The sequence below is a fragment of the Frankia tisae genome, from assembly GCF_025403405.1.
Classification (GTDB): Bacteria; Actinomycetota; Actinomycetes; order Frankiales; family Frankiaceae; genus Frankia; species Frankia tisai.
Genome location: NZ_JANEZT010000011.1, coordinates 16,882 through 39,417 on the forward strand (window position 1 = coordinate 16,882; position 22,536 = coordinate 39,417).

The 22,536-nt window shown below is 72.4% G+C and carries 14 protein-coding genes and 1 pseudogene; 3 read left to right on the forward strand and 12 right to left on the reverse strand.

Annotated features, from left to right (window positions below; translation table 11 throughout):
• Positions 1 to 34 precede the first annotated feature (34 nt).
• The 4 genes from NBZ85_RS02225 to NBZ85_RS02240 are packed head-to-tail and all read right to left on the reverse strand — an operon-like array spanning position 35 to position 4,798.
• On the reverse strand, positions 35 to 880 hold the full coding sequence (locus tag NBZ85_RS02225; RefSeq protein ID WP_261553798.1) for a sucrose-6-phosphate hydrolase: 846 nt from the start codon (positions 878 to 880) through the stop codon (positions 35 to 37).
• Complete coding sequence (locus NBZ85_RS02230) at positions 877 to 2,154, reverse strand: cysteine protease StiP family protein (RefSeq protein WP_261561437.1); 1,278 nt, start codon at positions 2,152 to 2,154, stop codon at positions 877 to 879. The genes NBZ85_RS02225 and NBZ85_RS02230 overlap by 4 nt, the downstream gene beginning before the upstream one ends.
• Positions 2,151 to 3,593, reverse strand: coding sequence for a phosphoribosyltransferase family protein (locus NBZ85_RS02235; RefSeq protein ID WP_261553796.1), 1,443 nt, complete (start codon positions 3,591 to 3,593; stop codon positions 2,151 to 2,153). Before NBZ85_RS02235 ends, NBZ85_RS02230 begins: the two co-directional genes overlap by 4 nt.
• Positions 3,590 to 4,798, reverse strand: a complete 1,209-nt coding sequence (locus NBZ85_RS02240; RefSeq protein WP_261553795.1) for an HpcH/HpaI aldolase/citrate lyase family protein — start codon at positions 4,796 to 4,798, stop codon at positions 3,590 to 3,592. Before NBZ85_RS02240 ends, NBZ85_RS02235 begins: the two co-directional genes overlap by 4 nt.
• Before the next feature lie 663 nt (positions 4,799 to 5,461).
• On the opposite strand from NBZ85_RS02240, the gene NBZ85_RS02245 reads away from it, so the two are divergent.
• Both NBZ85_RS02245 and NBZ85_RS02250 read left to right on the forward strand, forming a co-directional pair.
• Positions 5,462 to 5,779: a hypothetical protein gene (locus tag NBZ85_RS02245; RefSeq protein WP_261553794.1), complete on the forward strand. Its 318-nt coding sequence runs from the start codon at positions 5,462 to 5,464 to the stop codon at positions 5,777 to 5,779.
• Positions 5,764 to 6,027, forward strand: a complete 264-nt coding sequence (locus tag NBZ85_RS02250; RefSeq protein ID WP_261561438.1) for a hypothetical protein — start codon at positions 5,764 to 5,766, stop codon at positions 6,025 to 6,027. The genes NBZ85_RS02245 and NBZ85_RS02250 overlap by 16 nt, the downstream gene beginning before the upstream one ends.
• A 64-nt stretch (positions 6,028 to 6,091) precedes the next feature.
• On the opposite strand, the gene NBZ85_RS02255 is transcribed toward NBZ85_RS02250, so the two are convergent.
• The 7 genes from NBZ85_RS02255 to NBZ85_RS02285 all read right to left on the reverse strand — a co-directional run bounded on the left by NBZ85_RS02255 (position 6,092) and on the right by NBZ85_RS02285 (position 19,760).
• Positions 6,092 to 7,855 (reverse strand): glycosyl hydrolase, encoded by a 1,764-nt coding sequence (locus tag NBZ85_RS02255; RefSeq protein WP_308204931.1) that lies wholly within the window; start codon positions 7,853 to 7,855, stop codon positions 6,092 to 6,094.
• Between the two features lie 656 nt (positions 7,856 to 8,511).
• Positions 8,512 to 12,303 carry a zinc ribbon domain-containing protein gene (locus NBZ85_RS02260; RefSeq protein WP_261561439.1) on the reverse strand — a complete coding sequence of 1,264 codons (3,792 nt, stop codon included), beginning with the start codon at positions 12,301 to 12,303 and terminating at the stop codon, positions 8,512 to 8,514.
• Positions 12,304 to 12,676: 373 nt separating this feature from the next.
• A complete protein-coding gene (locus tag NBZ85_RS02265; RefSeq protein ID WP_261553790.1) occupies positions 12,677 to 14,347 on the reverse strand; it encodes an Hsp70 family protein in 1,671 nt (556 codons plus the stop codon).
• A gap of 52 nt (positions 14,348 to 14,399) precedes the next feature.
• Positions 14,400 to 16,643, reverse strand: coding sequence for a hypothetical protein (locus NBZ85_RS02270; protein WP_261553789.1), 2,244 nt, complete (start codon positions 16,641 to 16,643; stop codon positions 14,400 to 14,402).
• 67 nt (positions 16,644 to 16,710) lie between these two features.
• Complete coding sequence (locus NBZ85_RS02275) at positions 16,711 to 17,391, reverse strand: TerD family protein (protein ID WP_261553788.1); 681 nt, start codon at positions 17,389 to 17,391, stop codon at positions 16,711 to 16,713.
• 207 nt (positions 17,392 to 17,598) lie between these two features.
• Positions 17,599 to 18,798 carry a DUF475 domain-containing protein gene (locus NBZ85_RS02280; protein WP_261553787.1) on the reverse strand — a complete coding sequence of 400 codons (1,200 nt, stop codon included), beginning with the start codon at positions 18,796 to 18,798 and terminating at the stop codon, positions 17,599 to 17,601.
• A gap of 386 nt (positions 18,799 to 19,184) precedes the next feature.
• The gene (locus NBZ85_RS02285) at positions 19,185 to 19,760 is read right to left on the reverse strand and encodes a TerD family protein (RefSeq protein ID WP_261553786.1); all 576 of its coding nucleotides are present in this window, start codon (positions 19,758 to 19,760) and stop codon (positions 19,185 to 19,187) included.
• Positions 19,761 to 20,430: 670 nt separating this feature from the next.
• Between NBZ85_RS02285 and NBZ85_RS02290 the strand changes: the two genes are divergently transcribed.
• A complete protein-coding gene (locus NBZ85_RS02290) occupies positions 20,431 to 22,440 on the forward strand; it encodes an alpha-1,4-glucan--maltose-1-phosphate maltosyltransferase (RefSeq protein WP_261553785.1) in 2,010 nt (669 codons plus the stop codon).
• Positions 22,441 to 22,472: 32 nt separating this feature from the next.
• Here the strand turns inward: NBZ85_RS02290 and NBZ85_RS32500 are convergent.
• Positions 22,473 to 22,536 (reverse strand): annotated as a pseudogene (locus tag NBZ85_RS32500) (50S ribosomal protein L10); the annotation flags it as partial.

The window sequence follows — 22,536 nt, forward strand, 5'->3', positions numbered from 1 at the left end:
CCGGTCTACCACGAAGACCGGTCGCCGCCCAGGTTCATCCCGGGACGGCGGGAGTCGGATCGGGCCGGTCGGCGCGCACCCGGTCCAGCAGCACCGCCAGCACCTGTTCGCCCGCGACCGCCCCCGCGCCGGCGGTGACGGTGACGTTCGGCGCCGACCAGCCGAGTTCGTGCAGCTCACCGTGGGCGGGCCGGACGGCGGCGTCGGCGGCCAGCAGCATCGGGATGTCCAGGACCGAGTCGCCGGCGGCCAGCAGCGTCGCCGTCCCGGCCCGGCGGACCACCTCGTCGACGGCCCGCTGTTTGGTCAGCACCGTCGGCACCAGGTACACCTTGCGGCCCTGCGCCGACACCGACCAGCCGCCCGCGCGGGCGGCCGCGGTGACGCCGGCCAGGTCCGGGATGGCGGGCCGGTCGTGGGCGACGAGGTAGACGAACAGGTCGTCGGCGGCGCGGACCGTCCGGGCCCAGCCGCCGGCGGCGAACTGTTCGGCGAGCGCCAGCATCTCGGCCAGCGGCGCGCAGGCGGCGGCCACCTCCGCCGCGATCCCGGCCGCCCAGGCCGGGTCGGGGGCGCCGTCGACGAGCAGGTGCCCGCCGTTGGCCGCGATCGCGTACCGCGGCCGGATCCCGAGATCCACCCGGCGGTACTGGGCGAGCGTGCGGGTGGTGACGGGGACGACGACGGCCCGGCGGTGCAGCTCGGCCAGCAGCGCGAGCTCCCGAGCCGTCGCGAAGGACAGCGGGGCACCGTCGAGCCGCTCGACCTCGACCAGCTCGGGCTCGGCGGTGCCGGCCGGCAGCAGCATCGAGCGCCGGGAGAAGATCAGCGTCTTGTCCAGGTCGAGGGCCACCAGGTGGCCGCCCCTCCCCGCCGTCACGAAGCGTCCGAGATGTCCGGGACACTTGGGACATCCTGAGCACCCGAGAAATCCTGAACACCCGGGAGATCCGGGAGATCCGGGAGATCCGGGACGTCCGGGCGCCAACGCGCGTTCGGCGTGTGGAACACCGGCGCCGCACCGACCGGGCGCACCAGCCCGACACACGAGAACGGCAGGTCGGTCATCTCCTCGACCGGGACGCCGCGGTCGGCGGCAAGCGCCAGGACGTGCCCCAGCTCGTCGACGCGGTCCGGGTCGACGAGGATGCGCCAAGGCACGCGGCGCAGCAGCACCCGGGTGGTCTCGCCGACCCCCGGCTTCACCATGATCACATCCGGGATGTCGTAGGCGGCGGCGATCCGCTCCACCGCCGCCCAGCCGGCCCAGGTCGGCCGCCGGTCGGCCCGCCACAGCCGCGGCCAGGTCTCGGCGACCTCGTCCGCGACCGCGTCGAACTGCGCGACAACCGTGGAGATGAAGTGCCGGGACAGGTCGTGCGGCGCGAGCTCGCCGTAGAACTTCGCGCCGTGGAAGTCGTCCGGGCCGATGTGCTCGGCGTTGAGGACGGTCCGGCTGACCAGCCCGCTGACCGTGGAGTTCAGGCAGGCGCTCGGGATGAGGAAGTCGTCGCGGGTGCCGTACAGCGGCACGCAGCGCGCCGGGTCGGCGAGCACGGCGAGGGTGTCGTCGAGCCCGAGGCCCGCGACCGCGTCGCTGAGCACCCGCGTCATCACCCCCTTGCCGGTCCAGCCGTCGACGAACTGCATCGCCCCGCGGTCGAACCGGTCGGTCAGGTAGCGCACGGCGTTCATGTCCATCCCGCGATCCTTGATCACGGAAATGGCGTGGTGTGGGGTGTCCAGGCCGTGTCGCCAGCCGTACCAGCGGCGCATCAGGATCCCGACCGGCGTCCCGGCCCGGGCGATCGAGACCAGGACCGGCTCGGGCTTCGAGACCCGCACGAGCTCGGCGACCACCCCCGTGGCCAGCGCCACCCGCCGGGCCGAGCGCTCCAGCGCCTGGTGGTAGAGACGCAGGTAGCCGGCGTCGGGCTGGTATTCGACGGGCAGATCCTCGGAGTAGTGCCGGCCGGCCTGCATCGCCTCCTCGCGGTCCTCGGTGGGCCGTTCGAGGTCGACGGCGCTCAGATCGGTGAGCAGGAAAGTCACGTCGGCCGGGTCGTACGAGCCCGAGCCAATCGTTCCCGCGGGCACCCGGTCGCCCGCCTGCCCGGCCACCGGGGTCGCCGGCCCGGAACCGGAGGCGCTCATCGGGCCCGCTCCGGCAGGGTCCGCTCCGGCAGGTCCAGCTCGGCGGCGGCGTCCGGTGGCGGTCCGGCGGGTCGGGGGGCTGGCCGGTAGGCGGGCAGGGTGAGCACGGCGACCGGGGCGCAGCGGCGCAGCTCGGCGACGAGCCCCGCCGGGTCCGCGACCGCGGCGGGCGAGGCTGCGTCCGCGCCCGCGTCGACGATCAGGACGATGTCGTCGTAGGCGCCGGGACGGACGTTGTAGACGTGGCTGACCCGGCTCGGGTCGTCCGGCGCCGGGAAGGTGAGCGCAGCCCGGATGGCGTAGCCCTCGACGTCGACGGGATGGACCGGCGAGCGGGTCGTCGACTGGTAACGGACCTTGCCGGAGCCGCCGGCGGCGAGCGTGTCCGCGATCCGCATCGGGGTGTACATCAGTTCCTCCGTCCCCAGAACGAGTGTGCAGCCGCCCGGTCGAGTCAGCGCCGCGCGCACGGCGGCGGCGACCGGCGCCAGGACGTCGTCGAGCCGGCGCCGGTGGGCCGGTGACCAGCCATACCGGCCACCTTCTGGAAGGTCCGCCGGCCAGTCGGCGGTCAGCCACCGAACCGGATGGCCGATCACAGCGGGTCGGGACTTCTCCGCAGGCGGCGACTTCTCGGCAGGCGGCTCGGCAGACGGCACGGACGCGGAGAAGCGGGCGCGGATACTCGCCGCCCGGTCGGCGATCTCGGCCGGCACCGTGACGGTGGCCGCGATCAGGGCGACGACGTCGATCCGGACGCCGAGTTCGGCGGCGAGGTCGGCGAACGCGGTGCGCGCGGCGGCCGGGCGGGCGTCGACGAGGGTCGCCACCACGTAGCGCGAGCGGGGGGCGTGAGCGTGCAGGATACGGATGGTGCCGAGGGCGGTCCGTCCGGTGGACAGTTCGTCGTCGACCAGCACGATCGGCTCGCCGCCGCGCAGGATCGCCGGATCCTGTGGGACCAGCCAGTGGTGGGAGGCGTGCGAGTGCGACTCGGTGAACTCCAGCACCGGCGGCACCTCGGGCAGGTCCCGCCGAGTGGTGTGCAGGTAATGGCTGCCCGCCAGCCCGTCGGCGACGGCGTGGCCGAGCGCCGTCGCCGTCTCGCAGTAACCGATGACGAGCGGCCCTGTCCGGGCTTCGTCGCCGGCTTCGTCGCCGGCCCCGTCCCCGGTGGGGAAGCCGGGTAGGGCCCGGACCTGGGCCGCGAGATCCGCCCCGGCGGCCAGGCCCGCGCCTGGCGCGACCGGCAGGTGCTTGCCGAGCACCCGGCTGACCAGCAGGTGGGCCCGGCGTGGGTTGCGCCGCAGGGCCAACCCCACCAGCGCGTCCAGGCCACCGCCGCGCACGTCCGCGCTCACCTCGACGGCGAGCCCCAGCTCCGCCCACAGCCAGCCCGGGTCCGCGGGCACCGGCGTCGTGGGCGTGGGCGTGGTCATCGGGCGATCTCCGCACGGCCGTGGCCGCGGGTCGCCGCGAGCACCTCGACGAAGGTGTCGCCCTCGCGTAGGACCCCGAACGCCCTGGCCCGGCGCAGCACCGCCTCGGCCCAGGCTCGGTGCGGGCGCAGCTCGTTCATCTTGTTCGCGTAGCTGCTCGCGCGGACCCCGCCGGCGTCCCCGGCGAGGATCGCCTCGGCGTCGGTGAACTCCTCCTGGCTGACGACGTGCAGCGCGTGCACGGCCGGGATGTGGCTGGGATGGATCACAGTCTTGCCGATCAGCCCGTTGGCCCGGTCCAGGACGACCTCCCGGATCAGGCGGTCGAGGTCGGCCGAGACCAGTGCACTGCGCATCCGGATCGCCTCCTGGCTGCCGTCGGCCAGGTCGGCCTGCGCGAACGGGGTCACCCGCAGCGAGCTGACGAACAGCCGCTCCGGCTGGGCGAAGTACTCCCACACGGGGCCGGTGACGATGTGGTCACCGCCGCGGGCGCAGATGTTCACGATGTCGGCGATGCAGTCGCGGACCACGGCGATGTCGTAGATCGTCAGGTCACGGCCGCGGCGCAACCCGAACAGCCCGCACAGGTCGGTGGCACCGAGCCGGATCGCGAGCACCTGCTCGGCGTGCTTGTCGACCAGTCGCCGCACGGCCATGAGCGCCTCGACGCGGGTCTCCCGATTGATCACCGGGGGGCTTTCGAGCACCGGCATGGCCCACAGCGGCCGGCCGATGATGTCGGACACCCGCAGCACCGCCTCCAGCGCAGCCTCGCCGCCCTCCTCGGCGAACTTGGGCAGGACGAAGCCCGCCAGGCAGCGGGCGCCGGTCGCGCCGAGCCGCGCGATCAGGTCGGGGATCTGCCCGACGGCACGCACCCGGACGAACAGCAGCGGCATGCCGTCGCCGGAGCGCGGCGGGTCGTCGGCGAGCGAGCGCAACGCCGCGACGACGTTGGCCTCGGCGGCGGCCACCTCGGTGTCGGCGATCGAATCCTCGAGGCAGAGCACCATCGAGTTCGCCCCCGCCGCGGTCTGCCGGCGCACGTCGGATGCCAGCTGGGGCCGCGTGCCCGGTGCGTACAGCGTCGCACCGAGCGCGGTGGCCAGCAGCCGGCGATCCCCGTCGACGGCGATCTCCTCCGGCGGCCGGTAGAACAGGGTCTCGATCGTCTCCGTGTCGAGGAAGGCGAAGTGGCGCAAGCGACGGTCCCCTCGTCAGACGCGGCAACGTCGCTCGACCAGGGCCCCGGGCGTCGCCCTGGTGAGCGGTCTGCGGAATCCGGGTGAACCGGCCGAGACCGCCAAGATCGTAAACGTCGCCTTTCGGGTGACGGTACCTGGCCCGGGGTGTCCGACGACAGAGGATGGCGGCGGTAAATCAGCCGACATGTGCCTGCCATCCGGACGTCGCCTACGGGCCGCCTACCTGCCATGACTGCCCTGCGCCCGATCGGTGGCGCATCGCTGGTCGCCCCGGCGCCACCGGGGCGGCGAGGTCTCCTCCCCTGGGCGGAGCGAGGGCCGGGCAGGCTTCCCGTGGGCACCGCGACCAAACGGCTGTGCCGCGATCGAGGCGCCATCTCGGTCAGCTAGATTGAGCGGTCTTCGGGGGAGGATCAATGGTCAATCGGTGACGCACGCACACTATGTGGATGTCTCTCAGGTCTGGCTCCGCGTGAGCGCAGCTGTCCCATTCAATCACGAGCCTTTCACGGAAAATATTACAGTTGTTCACGGTGGGCGACTCGGGCGCAGTTACGTGTACGGCGACGGTCTGCACAGTGACGAGATCGTGCTAGAGAGTGTGTTGCAACGCAGCCAACCCGCCTCCCTGGAATAAACGACAAACGGAATCCCGACACCATGACGGACAACGCAAAGGTCGCCGCAGATGCTTTCGAGCGCCTCCTGAGAACCTCCCATACCGAACTGGGTGCAGAACTGATCGACACCTATCGGATGGGTTTCCAAGCAGGCGAGACGGAGATCATCTTTACCGGTGTCGTGGATAAGCTCTGCGAGATGGAATACCCGGTGGACGACGCCGCCTGGTTCGCGGCGCGCGGACTCGCTGCAGGACAACCTGCGGTTGTGGTTGCTCGCGATCGAGATCGCGCCGGTGGTCCTCGAGTTCGTCCACGCACTTCAGTCGCGCTCGTATCACCATGCTCGGCGGCATAGCGGTGGCGAAGCACCGGCAGCAGGTGCGCATCGAGGTCGAGGGGGCGGCTGCGGAACGGCGGATCCGGGAGGTCGCGCGGCAGGCCCGCCGGTTCTCGATTCCCTGGATTCGGGACCGGTTCGCCGATGCGTTGACGTTCCCCCGCGGGGAACGTCCGCCGACCCGGATGATAAGGGTGCTCAAGATGGCACCGAACGCCTCGGCGCTCCCGCGGCCCCGGGTGATCGACTCGGAGGGCTTTCCCTGAGGGCGCCGCTCAGACGACGGCTGGCCGGGACGGATCCACTCCGTCCCGGCCAGCCGGCGGCCGGTCAGCTCGATCCGGTGCCGAACAGCTTCTTGTACTCGGCGGCGGCCTTCGGGTTCTGGCCGCCGTTCGTGATCGTCGAGCAGACGTTGCCGGGGGTGGGGTCGCTGAAGTAGGCGTCGTAGCCCATCACGTCGCCGGCCCCCTTGAACGTCTCGAACATCTTCTGGATGTAGAACGGGTTGTCGCCGCCGCCGTCACCGCTGCAGGAGGCCACGCCCCACTCACCGACCCCGACCTTCTTGCCGTGCTCCCGGGCGAACCGGATCACGTAGCACAGGCCGTTGACGTCCTCGCACTGCTTGTTCCACGTCGCGTCGTCCTTCGACGGCGGGAAGTGGTCGTAGGCATCGATGCCGACGTAGTCGACGTACTGGTCACCGGGGTAGGCGCCCCATGGGCTGTTGCCGGTGGGCACCGGCGAGTTGTGCGCGTTGAACGTCCAGTCGATCTTCACCTGCGGGTCGGTGGACTTGATGGCCGCCGAGATCTTCTGGAAGCAGGTGCGGAACGTCGCCGGGTCGGCGTCGGTGTGCCAGTACATGAACGTGCCGTTGAACTCCCAGCCGATCCGGACGATGGAGTCGCCCCGGCCGTGCTCGACCAGGAAACTGCCCAGCTTCTTCCACTCGTTGTCGTACTCACCGCGGGCGCAGGCGCCGTTGTCGCCCTGCCCCTTCGGGTAGGTCGGCTCGCTGATCAGCAGTTTGCCGGCGAAACCCTTGAACAGGTCAACCGGCCAGCTCGGCTGCACGAGCCCGCCCCAACCCGAGGTGCGGTCGGTATAGACGTGGACGAGGTCGTTGGGCCGCCCCCGCCAGTTGCCGAAATCCGTGAGCTGCGCGAGCTGGTGCGACTGGAACCCGGACAGCCAGGGCAGGCCCGACTGGGCCCCGCCGCCGTCGATGTCCGGCGCGCCGCCGGCCGCCGGGACGGAGGCGCCGGTCGTGGTGGTCGGGCCGGCGGACGGGACCGCCGGCAGCCCGGTGACCGACGGCGAGGCGGCCGGCAGGGTGGTCGCCGGCACAGTGGTCGCCGGCACAGTGGCGGACGGCGAGGCGGAGCCGAATGGCCGGTGGCCGCGGCTGCCCGCAGCCGCGGACGATGCGGGGCTGGGGAGCGGGCCGGGCGACGCGGTGACGCCGGCGGTGGGCGACTGCTGCGGCGAGGCGCCTGGTGTCGGCGACCCCGCGGCGGCCGGGCTCGGCGACGCGGTCGATGGTGCGGTCGATGGTGCGGTACCGGCGGTTCCGGTGGTGGCGTCGGAGCGCTGCACGGGCAGGTCGGGCAGTGCCGGCGCGGTCTTGAACTCCTGCGCGGCCGCCTCGGGGCCGGTCACGTCGAGGGCGCCGACGGCGGCGGCGGCGCCCTGGGTCGCCTTGACGTTGACCGTGCCCTTGAAGTCCGCCGGGACCCGGAAACCCAGAATGAAACGGCCGTCGCCATCCGCCTTGGTCAGCGCGCTGGCGCCCAGGCTGGTGGTCTCGGCGGCGACGGTGACGTCGTCGCCGGCGGCGAAGTCACGCCCGCCGACGAGCACGATGTCCTCGTCGAACAGGACCAGCGCGATCCGGTTGCCGGTCTGCGGGGTCATCGTGGAGATCGGGACCCCGGGCTGGGCGGCGGTGCCTGCGGGCTCGGTCGAAGCCGTCGGGGTGGCGCTCGGCGAGGCCGCGCTCGGCAACGTCGGGGACGGCTGGGAGCTCGGCGTCTCCCCCGCGGCCTGCGCCAGCGGGGTGACCGCCTGCAGCAGCCCGAGGACGAACACCGAGACCAGACCCAGCCGGGCGCCGGTTCGAACCGGCCGGCGGGCCCGGCGACGGCCAGGGCCGGATCGGCCGGATGCGCCACGAGGTCGATGGGACGGGGAGACCGAACGGCCGACCGGAGGGGACGGTCGGCGACGAGAGGTCGAGACCATGCTCGCGCGCTGCCTTTCGGAGTTGGCGTGAGATGCACCCGCCGAACGCACTGCACACCGACAACGGAACATGGCCGGATCACGACCATCGATGGAACGTCCCCTCCGAGCGACCGCTTACGCGACCACCCAGCGCGCCATCAGAGCTCGACAACACCGCGGCGGGTGCGTCGACCGGGCTGCCACTGCGGCCCGTCCGTGATGCCGACCGCCTCCAACCTCGGGGTCAGGACGGTTCGACAGGTGCTCCGACCGGGTGCCGAACACCCACCTGGCCGGTGCTGGAACTACGTGTGATGGACCCAATCGTAAGGGGCACACCGCCTACAAGGAACAGCACTAGGACGAATACTTTCCGTAGTAGTGCCATCGTTGCAGATCTGGCGTGATATCTCCGCTCAGCGGCCACCAAAAGACAACTGTTAATCAAACCGCAGCATGGAGGGACCCAATCCGGCCGGAAAGATCTAGTCGAACGGATCTAGCCGAACGGATCGAGTCGATCAGCGAACGACCAGATCCTCGTCGTCCGGATGCGTGACCGTCCAGCCGGTGGGATGCACCAGGACCGGCAACAGCCGGACACCCCACGGCAGCTGCGCCCCGTCCAGGGTGACGTCGATGGTGCGGGTGACAGCCTGATCGACGGCGGCCAGCCGGGACAGCTCATGGGCCTCGGCGGCCGCCCGCGGCGGCGTTGTGCCCGGCCGCGCGAACAGGATCAGTTCGCCGGCCGGGCCGGAGGTATGCACCTGGACCCGCATGGTCCGCCGCCGCCACCCGGAGCGGCTCACGGTGTAGGTGACCGTCGGCTGGATCAGCGGGACGGGATGCGGCGCAGGCGGCATCGGCCCGGTCAGCGCATCGTCGGCCCCGCCCCCCTGGGCATCGGGCGCGGTCGGGATCGGGGTCGGGGTCGGGATCGGGATCGGGGTCGGTGCCGCGCCCCCGGGAACGACCGGGCCGGGTGCACCGGGCACGAACCGCGCCTGCCACGCCTGCCACGCCTGCGCCGGGTCGCCCGCGACCGGTTCGCCGGCACCTGCCGGCGGGAGCAGGGGCACCGGCAGGACACCGAACGGGTTCGTGGGTGGGTGCTCCCCATGCGCGGGCCCCCGGGCACCGCCCGGCGGGTGGCCTGCCACCGGTTGGCGGGCGCCGACCGGCACGGGCAGCGGGAGGGCGCTGGTCCGCGGCTGGGCCGGGCCTCCCAGCGGATGCGCGGCGGTGATCGGATCCGAGCCGGACGCATCGGGCCCGGCGGCGGGCCGCCCCGCGAACGGACCACCGGGGATGCCTTCGGGCCCGCCCCCCGGTCCGCCGACGAGGTGACCACCGGTGGCGGGCCCGGACGCGGTGGGGGGCGGCGGATCGCTGCGGGTCGCGGGCCGGGCCAGCACCGCCACTCCGGCGGTCGCGACGCGGGCGATCCCGCCCGCCCGGTACATCGGGTAGGCGGCCACGTGGTAGGCCCACCCGTCCGCCGGGGCGGCGAGATGCCAGCCGCCCTTGATCTCCAAGCTGGTGTTGGTGACCTTGGCCCTGGCGGCATAGGGATCGTCCGGGCCGGTGGGCGTGCGGTCCCGCCGCCAGAGCACCCGCGCCTCGGTCACCCCGGGTGGCATCTGGAAGGACAGCACGATCGACTCGCCGCGGTCGTCGGCGCGCAGGTCGCGCACGGGCTCGATCACCACATGTCGCACGGCCCGGCCGACGACAGCCGTCTCGCCCTGCACCGTCACCGGGGTGTAGATCACCTCGCCGACCGGAGCGGACTCCGCGGCCTGTCCCGTGCGGCTCGTGCCAACCAGGCGGACCGGTCCGGTGATGGCGGCGAGCTGGACGTCGTCGCCCTCGGCGCCGAGCCCGCCGACGAACAGCGGGCCGGAACCACGCAGCGGCAGCGGACCCGAGCCGGCGCCGGGCAACGGTAACGGACCCGAACCCGGCCCGAATCGCGGCCCGGTGCCTCCCGGCCCGCCGCCGACGCCGCCGACGCCCCCGGGGCCGGCGGGCGCCGGCGTCGCGTAGATCCGCACCTCCCAGCCGGGCGGCGGCGTCCAGCGCAGCGTGGTGCGCCCGCTGGTGGTGACCGCGGCGAGATCCTGCACCGGCCTCGGGCGGGCGGTCACTTCGACCTCGGCCTCGGCGCCGGGCGTGCGGACGGGGTGCCCGGCCGCGTCGTGGTACTCGACGAAGACGTGGTAGCGGTACGTCGCGCCGACGACGACGTCCGTGTCGTGGAAGACCCCGCCGGTGACCCGGGCCCGCCGGGGTGGCTGGCTGACCGGCGAGCCGGGTGCGGCGGTCCGCTCGACCGTGACCACCGACAGGGCCCCGTCGAGCTGCCAGTGCAGCCGGATCCCGGCGGCGGTCCGCTCGGCGCGCAGCTCGGCGAGGTCACGGGTGCAGACCACGGGCTGCGTGGCGACCGGCTCGGAGCGGCGCTCGCCGCAGATCGCGGTGACCTCGTGGCGCACCGGCGTCCACGCCGGTGCGCCGGCGTCGTAGAGCTCGGTGGACCGGGTGGTGCCCAGGCTGCGCCGGCCCAGCGTCGCCGCGGCGCCCTCGACGAGCACGACGCGCTCCACCCGGTAGGAGACGGGCCCACCGACCGACGGCGACGCCCGCCAGCGCAGCTGTACCGAGCCGTCGGGGCCGGCGACCGCGGCGAGGTCCGACGGCGACGACAGCGGCAGCGCCGCCAACGCCGCCAACGCCTCCCGGTTGTCCGCGGCGGTGGCGAGGACCGCGGCCAGGGCAGCCTCCTGGGCCTCGCGTGGCAGCGCCCGCGCGGCCTCCACCCGCCGGCGGATCACCGCCTGGGCGGCGATGAGCTCGGCCAGCACCTCGGCCGGGCCGCGGCCGTCCGGGCCGGGCACGTCCGCTGCCTGCGCGGCGAGCCAGCGAGCGTCGTCGAGGGCGGCGTCGGCCCGGCTGGCCGCGCGGGCCTCGGACAGGGCCCGCCAGCCGGCGTCGGCCGCGCCGAGCGCCGCGGAGACCCGGGCGCCGAGCTCCTCAGCGGCGCCGGCGACCGGACCGCCGACGGCGACCAGCACCGGATGCGCGGCGGCGAGCAGGTCGCCTGCCTCGCGGGGCCGCCCGCCCTCCAGCGCGCGGCGCACGGCGGCCAGTGCCTCCGCCGCCTCCCGAGCCTGGCGCAGGCTGTGCCCGCAGTGTCGGCAGACCACCGCGGCGGCCTCGGTCATCGAGCCGCAGGACGGGCAGGTCGCGTAGAGATCGGTGTCGCAGTACCGGCAGTGCCGGGCGGCGCCGGCCGCCTCCGGGCGCCCGCAACCGGGGCAGACGACGTAGTCGACGACCCCGCCGACGTTGACCGCGGCGCCGAGCGTGCGCGCCACCCCGAGAACCACGGACTTCGCCTGCGCCGCGGTGAGACCGCGCCCGGTGGCCAGCGCCGCGCGGACGAGACCTTCGAAGGCGACGGCGGTGAGCTCGCCGTCGAGGACGACGTGTTCCTCCACCGCGGGACGCAGCTCGTCGGCCGCGTCCGCCATCAGGCCGACCGTGTAGGCGGCCGGGTCGCCCTCGACGAGCCGGGTCGAGACGAGGGCCAGCAGGTCGGCGGTGACCGTCTTCTCCCGGTCGTGCGGACGGCGGCTGTTGGCAGCCGCCACCGCGGCGTAGGCGGCGGCGAGCCGCTGCGGCGAGGCGTCGGGGGCGAGCCCGAGGAACGCCCACAGCGACGCGCTGGAGACCCGGTCCCCGCCACGCAGGGCGCGCAGTTCGGTGAGCCGCTCGGCGATCTGGCGGCGAACCTCGGGCGGCAGTGGCTCCACCCCACCGCCGACGCCGTCCACGATGATCTGCTCCCGGCTGAGCCGGGCGTCGAACTCCTCGACGGTCACCCCGGCGGCGGCGGCAAGCCGGCGCAGTCCGTCGACGCGGGAGGCGGGAATGCCGCCGAAGCGATCCCGGACGGTGGCGAGGTAGCCGTCGACCTTGGCCAGCCGCTCCGCGTCACCGCTGCGCCGGGCGGCGAGGACGTGGGCGCGGACCCGCTCGCGGGACTCGGCGTCGCGCAGCGGCTCCTCCCACTCCCCGCGGCGGCGTACCAGCTCGGTGGCGAGCGTGGCGTACTTGGCCGAGTTGCGCTCCCGCTGCAGGAAGGCGAGGACCCGGACAAGATGGGCCCCGATGTCGGAGTCGGTGTACGGGACGGTGGGGTCGAGGCCGGCGATGAGAAAAGGGTCGGCGGTGTCCAGGGAGGAGCCCGCCCGCAGCGGTGCAAGCACCCGCTGGCGGTAGCCGCTGCCATCGAACGCCGCGCTCAAGGATCCACCTTCGTCCCACGTGACCGCCGTGCCCGTCGAACAGACCGGCAACCGGCCCGTCTTCGGGCGCCGAACGCGGGGCGGCAGTTTACCGCCCCACATCCGGCAGGCCCCACATCCGAGAGTACGAAGCGGCGCCCCGCCCCGGGTCCCGGACGCCGCAGACGCCCAGCCTGATCCTTGTGGATCAGGGGCCGGTATCACCGTCTGGCGGCGATTCCCGACCCTGGCCGTGCGTCCCGGCTGACCCTACCGACTACAGGGCCGACACCCGGAAGCGCCTGCGTACGTGGGAAATTGGCAGCTCATAACACTTCTCGAGCGGGTTTTTCCTGGGCCGTGGGAGAAGTCCCTGGTCGCGGGATCGACCGGCTCAGTCCCGCTGCTTGAGCAAGCTGACCTTCGCCGACTCGATCGCGCGCATCTCCTCCGAACCAACCCCGGCACGCACCTGAAGGACCAGTGCGGTGGCGGCACCCTCGTGCGCCGCGGTAACCCGAATTGTCTGGTCCCCCGCCATCGAGAAGGTGACCTCGACCGGCGTGCCGCGCTGGTGACCCGGCGGAATCCCGGAGATTGCCCCGGCGACGATCACCTTGTTGTCGTCGATCTCCGTGGACTCGGCGGTCGTGCCCTGCTCGAAGACCCGGATGTCGACCTCGGCCTGATCGTCGGTCACGGTGTAGAAGGTGCGGGTGACCGAGATCGGCAGCGCGTCGTTCTGGTGAGCGAGGAAGGCCGCGACCGGCACGCCGCGGTCCTCCGCGAAGATCCCGAAGCCGCGCGAGGTGACGTTCGTGACCTTGGTGCGGACGAGGTCGACCACCGACGCGGTCGCGAGCCCCGCGGCGCCGGCGCTGGCCGCCGCCGCCTTCTCCACCGCGGCGTCGTCGGCCGCGGTGAGGTCCTGATCGGGCCGCAGTGCCCCGCTGGCCACCAGATCCGAGTGGACCTCGCGTTCGAGCGCCTTCTTCTGCCCGTACACCGCGGCGCCCTTGGCCACCGCCAGGTCCGGGTCGACGAGCCGGGACGTGAGCCCGAAGGACTCCCCCAGCCGGCGGCCGACCGCCGGGGTCTTGCTCATGCCGCCGACCAGCAGGCACAGGTCGATCTTCTCGACGCCCTTCTCCCGGGCCCGTTCCAGCACGGACCCGGTCAGATCCAGGGTGCGTCGCAACAGCGGCCCGGTGATCTCCTCGAACGTCGCCCGGGTCACCGGCACGCTCACCCGCCTGCCCTTGTGCACGACGAGGACATCGACGCTGTCCCGCCCGGACAGCGCGAGCTTGGCGTCCTCGGCCGCGGTGAGCAGCTCCTGCTCGTCGTAGACGTCGTCGAGGGGGTCGCCCGCGTCGGGCTGCGCCTCGGTGAACTTCTGCGCCAGGTAGCGGACGAGCTCGTTGTCCCAGTCCGCACCGCCGAGCTCATGGTCACCATCGGTGGCCACCACGGTGATCGCGCCCTCGCTGAGCCGGATGACCGTGGTGTCGAACGTGCCGCCGCCGAGGTCATAGACCAGGACGGTCGACTCCTCCGCGCCGTCCTGGCCGAAACCGTAGGCGAACGCGGCCGCCGTCGGCTCGTTGATGATGTCGACCACGTTCAGCCCGGCCAGCTCACCGGCAAGCTTGGTGGCCTTGCGCTCCTCGTCGCCGAAGTACGCCGGCACGGTGATGACCGCGTCCGTGACCGGGATGCCGGTCGCCCGCTCGGCGTCGGCGGCGAGCGCCTTGAGCACGAGGCTCGACACCGCCGAGGCGCTGTACTCCACGTCGTGCGCGACGAAACGCCAGTCGGACGCGCCCATGTGCCGCTTGACCAGCCGCGCGACGTCGTCGGGGCGGATGCGGGCCTGCCGCTTGGCCTGGGTGCCCACCACGAAGGACGTGGTGCCCTCGCCACCGCCGTCGAACAGCACGACCGACGGCGTCGTGGGCTGCGACTCGATGTTGCGGATCACGTCCGGCCGGCCGTACTCGTCGACCTGGGCGATGCAGGAGTAGGTCGTGCCCAGGTCGATCCCGAACACCTTGGTACCCGCCACCGTCTGAACTCTTCCCTTCGCCACTCTCGTCAGCGTTCGCCGCCACCGCGACTCAGCGCGACCGGTAGACCTCGGTCTCCGCGGGCCGGACGACGGTCGTCTCACCGCGGACGAAGCCGGGGCGCACGGTGCGGGCGATGGTCCCGTCCCGTCCCGGATCGTCCGTGGCCACCCGCCGCAGACCCAGATGCCGCGCCGGGTCGAAGGTCCCGCCCGGTACCGCCGTGTAAGGCCGCACGTCCACGGCCAGGTCCAGCACCTGGAGCAGCTGCTTGCGCAGGATGCCGGCGACGCTTTGCGGATCGTCCGCCCCCAGGCTACCCATCTGATCGTGCAGCCGGATCAGGCCCCGCAGCAGCGGCGCCATCGCCTCGGTGAGCTCACCGGCGCGCAGCCGGCTGTTCTCCGCGTGCAGCCGGTCCACCAGCTCCGCGTCGTGGCGGCGCAGCCGGGCGAGCTCGTCGAGCTGGCTGGCGAGGCGCTCGATTGCCACCGCCTGGATCGCGCCGATCGACCCGGCCAGACCGCCGTCCCCCACCGGCCCGGGCCGTTCGGCGGCCTCGTCGCGGCCGGCGTGCTGGCCACGACCGTCTTCGCCCCCCCGACCGGCGCCCCGGTCGACTGCCACCGCCAACACCTCGTCCACATCGTCGTCGGGGCCGGAAACGGGCGAGCCCACCGGCCCGCCAAGGTGATCCGGGCCGCTGGGATGGGACGGGCCACCGCGGCAGCCCGAATCCGCCGGATCGCCTACGGCGTCGTATGTCGCGAGGGCATCGTCCGGGGGCAGGACGTCCTCGCTGCCGGCCCTGGCGTCCTCCCGCCGGCCGCCGGGCTCGGGAAGGTCGTCTCGGGGATACCCGGGGTACGGGTCGTCCCCGGGGCTCGGGCCTGAGGTGGCGTTCCCGCCCTCGTCCCGCTCAGCGGCACCGGAATACCCGCCGGGTGCAGGCGGGGTGCCAGTCGCCGGCGGTACCGCGAAACCGGCCGCTCGCAGCGCCTCGTCGTCGACGCCGAGCGCGGTCGTCTCGACCGCGTCGGACCTCCACGCCTCGGTTGCCGGCCCAGCGCCGCCCGCCGGCCCGGCGAGATCGGCGTACCGTCCGGACTCCGCCACCATCTGGTCGTCGGACTGCACTTCGTGCGGGTACTCGCCCGAGCTGTCGCGCTCCCCCGGCGCGAGCAGGTCCGGATAGTCCAGGCGGCGGGAGTGCTCAAGTTCCTGCGGGTACGGGCGCCGGCCGCCGTCGAACCGCGGGCCGCCCGGGTCCGACTCGGCGTCCAGGTCGACACCCCCCGCCCATGCCTGCTCGACACGGCCGGGGTGGTCTGGATCCGCGAGGTCGGCCTCGTGGGCGAGGTCTTCCTGATTCGCGGCATCCGCCTGACGCCCGGGATCGGCCTGGTAGGCGGGGTCGGCCTGGTAGGCGGGGTCCGCTGCAGCGTGGTGGACGGATTCGGCCAGGTGCTGGGGGGCAGCGGCGTAATGCCGCGCGGCAGGCGGGTAACGCTCATCGAGGTAGCCGTCCGCCGGCTCGTCAGGCCAGCGCCGGCCGTCGTAACCGTCGGCGCCGAGCGCCACATCGACGGCATCCGTACTCGTCGCCGCGCCGCCGAGGTCGTCCGCTGTGGAGCCGGGGGCGTCATCAGAATGGCGGGGGCCGTCGACGGCGTGGGGGTCCAGGGCACCGGGGCGATCGCGCCCCGCGCGCACGTACGGGTCGAGCGGCGGGGCCGAGCCGAGCGCAGGCACCCCGAATCCGCGCACTCCTGTTGGCACGGACTCGTCCCAGTGGGTGCCGGGCCCGGGAGTCGCCCCCCCGCCAGCCTCCTGGGACCCGCCGGAGCGGTGGGTGCGCTCGGGCGGGGCGAAATAGTCCCCCGGGCCTCGGCCGGCCGGCCCCTGGTTCCAGCCACGAAGAAGGTCGTCGCGCAGGGGCCCGGCGTCCCGCTCCGACCGCTCGAAAGCTGTCTGGTCCGGCACAGCCCGGTCCGGCACAGCCCCGTCCTGGGTGGAACGATTCAGTCCTCGCCACGGCGAGTAACCGTCGGTGCCGTATGGCTCCAACCCATCCCGCGCCCCCCGCGGGTCCCGTCCCGGGTCGCCGGTGGCCGACAGCGGATCCGGCTCCAACGGGTCGGGCACCAACGGGTCGGGCACCAACGGGTCGGGCACCAACAGATCCGGATCCGAGGGATCGGGAGCCTCCTCGCCCGGTGGGCCGGAGCGCGCCCCGCCGGGCGGGAACCAGCTTCCCCGGCCGCGGGGCGCGGGATCGCGGCGTGGCTGGAACATCGGGTATCGATCCTCCTCGCCGCCGGGCGGCGGGACCGGGGGGGTCATCGCGAGGTACCGGCGTGTCTCACTTACGGCCGGCGGTCCAGTTCAGCCCCCAGCCGTATGCCTGGTCGAGTTCGCGGTGGCCGCTGACGTACCGGACCTCGCGGCTGACCGTGAAGTCATTGCCGGTGTTGGTCAGCAGGGCGATCGCACACATTCGTGCGCCGCCGGCCTGCTCGTCAAGGCGTACCTCGATCGGGGCACCCTGAGCGGGCGTCAGGGTTACCACTGCGTCGGCCTGGTCGAACGATGCCACGCCCTGGTAGATGAAGGCGAACACGAGCAGCCGGCGGATCTGGCCGATCTGCGCGAGGTTGACGTAGAGGTTCTCGCCGCCCACGGCGGCACCGGTCCGGTCGTCCGCGTCCAGATTGACGTAGGGGGGGCCGTCGAAGGAACCGAACGCGTCGCCCAACGCCTGGACCACGCCGGAGCGGCCGTCGGCGAGCTCGAACAGCGCGGCCAGGTCCAGATCGATGCCCCCACCGGCGGCGCCGAGCACCCGCTTGAGGAAGCCGCCTTTCTGCTGCTGGCCGCCGGCCGGATTCTGGTTCCAGTTGAGGTTGACGTGTAGCCGGCCGCCGCCGCCCTGCTTGCTCAGCGACACCGATGGCGCGGACTTCGTCAGCGTCACCTTGCTCAGCGAAACCGGTCCGGAGCCGGCCGGTGGCGCGCTGGGACGCTTGGAGTAATCGATGCCCATGGTCCGCTCCTTTGCGGTTGCCGGATTGGTGATCTGCAGTCGGTGGACGGATACGGCCGGTGGACGGATGGTCGCCGGCTACGCCGATGTCGCCCCGACGATGTCACATCCGCGGTGGACCGCTCCAGACCGCGGCGCCCACGCGATGAGCGGGACGCCCGGCGGCCCACCGCCCACCGACCGCCCCCGCGGCCGGTCGCGGCGGCGTTACAGCGGCGTGCTCACCGCCTCGCGCGGCTGGCCCTGACCACCCTCGCCCTCGTCGTCCCTGATCGGGCCGGCGGAGTCGTCGGAGTCCGCATCGGCGTGCCGGCGGCGGTGCAGGATGGACGACACGAGCGCCACGCCGATGAAGGCCACTCCCACCAGTCCGGTGACGATCTCCGGGACCTCGGTCTCGATCGAGATGGCGAGGATGATCGCCAGCGCGCCGATGGCGTAGTGCGCGCCGTGTTCGAGGTAGATGTACTCGGACAGGGTGCCCCGGCGGACGAGGTACACGGTCAGCGACCGGATGTACATCGCGCCGATGCCCAGGCCGGTGGCGATGACGAAGATGTTCTGGGAGATCGCGAATGCGCCGACGACGCCGTCGAACGAGAACGACGCGTCGATGACCTCCAGGTAGAGGAACAGGAAGGCGGCCGCCTTGCCGGTGGCGAGCACCAGCTTCGGGGGTCCGGAGGAGCGCGGGGTGCCGGCCGACTTCCCGGCGTCCCCGGCGGCCTCGGCGTCGGCGCTGTCGTCGGCGTCGTCGTCCTCCTCGGCGCCGACCCCGCGCGCCTCGAAGAACTCCCCGAGGCCACGCACCCCGAGGTAGGTGGCCAGGCCGGCGACGCCCGCGGTCAGCACCTGCTGGGTGTTGTCACCGGCGAACGCCTCGCCCACGACGAGCAGCGCGACGAGGCCGATCACGGTCGGGATCACGTCGAGCTGGCCGGCGCGCCGCAGCGGCTCCTCCAGCTTCTTGATCCACTGAACCTCCCGCTCGGTGTCGAACAGGAAGTCCAGGAACAGCATGAACAGGAAGATCCCGCCGAACGCGGCGATCGCCGGGTGCGCGTCACCGAGCTTCTCCGCGTACTGCGCGCTGTCGTTGAGCGCCAGGTCGAAGACCTTGACCGGACCGATATGCGCGGTCAGCGCCACGATGATGATCGGGAAGAGCAGCCGCATGCCGAACACGGCGATGACGACGCCCAGCGTCAGGAAGAGCTTCTGCCAGAACGGGTTCATCCGGCGCAGGATCGTCGCGTTGATGACCGCGTTGTCGAAGGAGAGGCTGATCTCGAGCACGGCGAGGATGGCCACGATGGCCGCATCCCGCGGGCTGCCGATCACCCCCGCTCCAACCACCCCGATCGCGGTGATCGCCAACGACCACCCGAAGATCCGCAAGGCGTGCACGCCTATCAACACCTTCCCGGACCGATCGCCAGACCCCGGTCGCGCCGCGCGGGCGGATCCGCGGTCCGTCGGATCCCGCCACGTCGCCTGAACTCGCCGGAGACCGCGTCGGCCCGCGGCCGGTTGGCCCGGAGCGGCGGTCGACGGCATCGTAGCTGCTCATCCGGTGGGCGCGACCTGACAAATGGGTTACACCGAATACGCACGCCCCTACCCGCGCACTACCTCCACACACGCCAGGTGATGGGGCACGTTGCGTGGCCGCCGGTCGTCCCGGGCCGGCGGACGGGCGCCTGCGGAGTGGCCGGAGCCGGTCGCGGGACCAGCCCCGGCCATCCGGTCGCCGGGCATGCTGCCCGGCGTGGTGCGCAGTGATGCGGACCGGGTCAGACGTTGACGCCGAAGTCGCGGGCGATGCCGGCCAGGCCCGAGGCGTAGCCCTGGCCGACGGCGCGGAACTTCCAGTCCGCCCCGTGCCGGTAGACCTCGCCAAAGACCATGGCCGTCTCGGTGGAGGCGTCCTCGGTGAGGTCGTAGCGGGCGATCTCGGTGCCGCCGGCGCCGTTGACGATGCGGATGAAGGCGTTGCGGACCTGACCGAAGTTCTGCTGGCGTGAGTCCGCGTCGTAGATGGAGACCGGAAACACGATCTTGTCGATCTCCGTGGGCAGCGACGTGAGGTTCACGGAGATGGCCTCGTCGTCGCCCTCGCCCTCGCCGGTGAGGTTGTCGCCCTGGTGCTCGATCGCGCCCTCGGGGCTCTTGAGGTTGTTGAAGAAGACGAAGTGCCCGTCCGAGACGACCTTGCCGTCGGCACGGCACGCGATGGCGCTGGCGTCGAGGTCGAAGTCGGCGCCGGTCGTGCTGCGCACGTCCCAGCCGAGGCCGACCACGATGTTGGTCAGGCCGGGCGCCTCCTTGGACAGCGACACGTTGCCGCCCTTGCTGAGACTGACTCCCACTGTTCCTCCTGCTGTACGTCGACTGCGTTGTCTGGGGGCCACCACGCGGGGCGGCGGCCGCTGTACGGGAGCGCGGTACGCCCCCGGGTGACCCCGGTACCCCGGCGACCGGGCGCCGGCAGCCTACTGTCCGGCGCGAACGGCACGGTCACTCTCCGCCCGCGAAGCCACGTGCCGGGGTACGTGTTGCTCTGCGGGACGAACGAGTCACGCGCGAGGTTCCCACCGGCGGTCCACCCGTGACCGCGGCATCCCACCTGTCCGGGTCGCGCCCCCAGGTCGCGCTCCCCAGGACCCGGCCCCGACCCGCCATGACTCGATCGGGCGGTCACTTCACCCGCCGGTAACGCGGGTGGAACATGAACCATCCGGTCACCCAACGCATCATCAACAATGGGCGGGCCCACCAAACCCGCGCATGACCCGCCACTGTCACCGGTACGGCAGCGAAAGTGCACGCCGGACGGCACAACAGACGAGGTTCGGACGTTCGTGGGCGCCGCAACTGGGGAACATCGGCTCCGGCGGAACCATCCGGACGGGGCCGGCGGACCCACCCCAACGCCAACAATCACCCATCCGGAGGCCGCAGGCAGTTCACGCAGAGGTGTCGCTATTCGCCACGTGCAGGGCGGACCATTGAGGTGTGGTTCGTCTGGATAAGGTCGCCATGATGATCGGACGTTCAGTAGGCCGGGTTGTCATCTCCGATGTGACCCCGGTCGTGTCGTGCGGGCAGTGGCCCGCGCGCGCGGTCGTGGGCGAAAATCTCACCGTCGGTGCGACCGTGTTCCGCGAGGGTCACGATCTCATCGGGGCGAACGTCGTGCTGTCTGGTCCCGACGGCCAGGGCACTCCGTTCATCCGCATGCATTCAGCGGGTGTCGGGACCGACCGGCTCGAGGCGGAGATCACTGCCGGCGACGAGGGCCTGTGGGGGTACCGCGTCGAGGCGTGGTCGGATCCGGTCGCCACCTGGCGGCACGGCATCGAGCTCAAGGTCGGCGCGGGGCAGAGCGTCGACGAGCTCGCGGTCGACTTCGAGGACGGCGCGCGCCTGCTGCTGCGGGCGCTGCCGGGCGTGCCGGAGGGGCGCCGCGCCGAACTCGCCCGGGCGGTGGCGGCGCTGCGGGACGACACCCGCGACGATCCCCACGAACGGATCGCCGCCGCCCTCGACCCTCGGCTGGCGAGCCTGCTGGACGCCTTCCCGCTGCGCGAGCTGGTCACCCGTTCCTCCTTGTACCGGATCTGGGTCGACCGGCCCCGGGCGCTGTACGGGAGCTGGTACGAGATGTTCCCGCGCTCGGAGGGGGCGACCCTCGACCCGCCGCGCTCGGGGACCTTCCTCACCGCCACCGCACGCCTGCCGGCTATCGCCGCGATGGGCTTCGACGTGGTGTACCTGCCGCCGATCCACCCGGTCGGCGAGATCAACCGCAAGGGTCCGAACAACACCCTCGTTCCCGGCCCGGACGATCCCGGCTCGCCCTGGGCGATCGGCAGCGAGCACGGCGGCCACGACGCCGTGCACCCGGACCTGGGGACGATCGAGGACTTCGACCTGTTCGTGGCGCGGGCCCGCTCCCTGGGCATGGAGATCGCCCTGGATCTTGCCCTGCAGTGCGCGCCGGACCATCCGTGGGCGAAGCACCACCCGGAGTGGTTCGTCGTGCGCAGCGACGGCTCGATTGCCTACGCGGAGAATCCGCCGAAGAAGTACCAGGACATCTACCCGCTGAACTTCGACACCGACCCGACCGGGCTGTACCAGGAGGTCCTGCGGGTCGTCCGGCACTGGACCGCGCACGGAGTGCGAATTTTCCGGGTGGACAACCCGCACACCAAGCCGGTCGAGTTCTGGGAGTGGCTCATCGGCCAGGTGAAGGCCACCGAGCCGGATGTGCTGTTCCTCGCCGAGGCGTTCACCCGGCCGGCGATGATGCACACCCTCGCCAAGATCGGTTTCACCCAGTCCTATACGTACTTCACCTGGCGCAACCAGAAATGGGAGCTCGAGGAGTACGCCCAGGAGCTGATCGAAGCCGCCCACTACATGCGGCCGAACTTCTTCGTGAACACCCCGGACATCCTGCCGGGCTACCTGCAGGAGGGCGGGCCCGCGGCGTTCCGGATCCGGGCAGCGCTCGCGGCCACGATGTCGCCGACCTGGGGTGTGTACGCCGGATACGAGCTGTATGAGAATGCCTCGATCCGGCCGGGCAGCGAGGAGTACCTCGACTCGGAGAAGTACCAGTACCGGCCGCGGGACTGGGTGGCGGCCGAGCGCGAGGGCCACTCCCTCGCGCCCTACCTGACCCGGCTCAACCAGATCCGCCGAGCCCATCCGGCGCTGCACTGGCTGCGCAACCTGCACCTGCACCACGCCGACGGCGACGAGTTCATCGTCTACTCCAAGCGGCTGGCCGAGGTGGACGGTTCAGCCGGCCCAGGCGGTTCAGCCGACACCGTGCTCGTCATCGTCAACCTCGACCCGCACGAAGCGCGGGAGACCACAGTGCGCCTCGACATGCCCGCCCTGGGCCTCGGCTGGGACGACTCCTTCGACGTGACCGACGAGATCACCGGCGAGACCTACCAGTGGAGCCGGGACAACTACGTCCGGCTCGATCCGTCGGTCGAGCCCGCGCACATCCTCACCGTGCGGGCCCGGTCGTGATGGAACCGGAGCCGCTCAGCGAGCCCATCGGCGACAACGCCGCCCTTGACCACGAGGGCCGGGTTCGCGCGGGCGAAGTCGCGCAGGCCCTTGGCC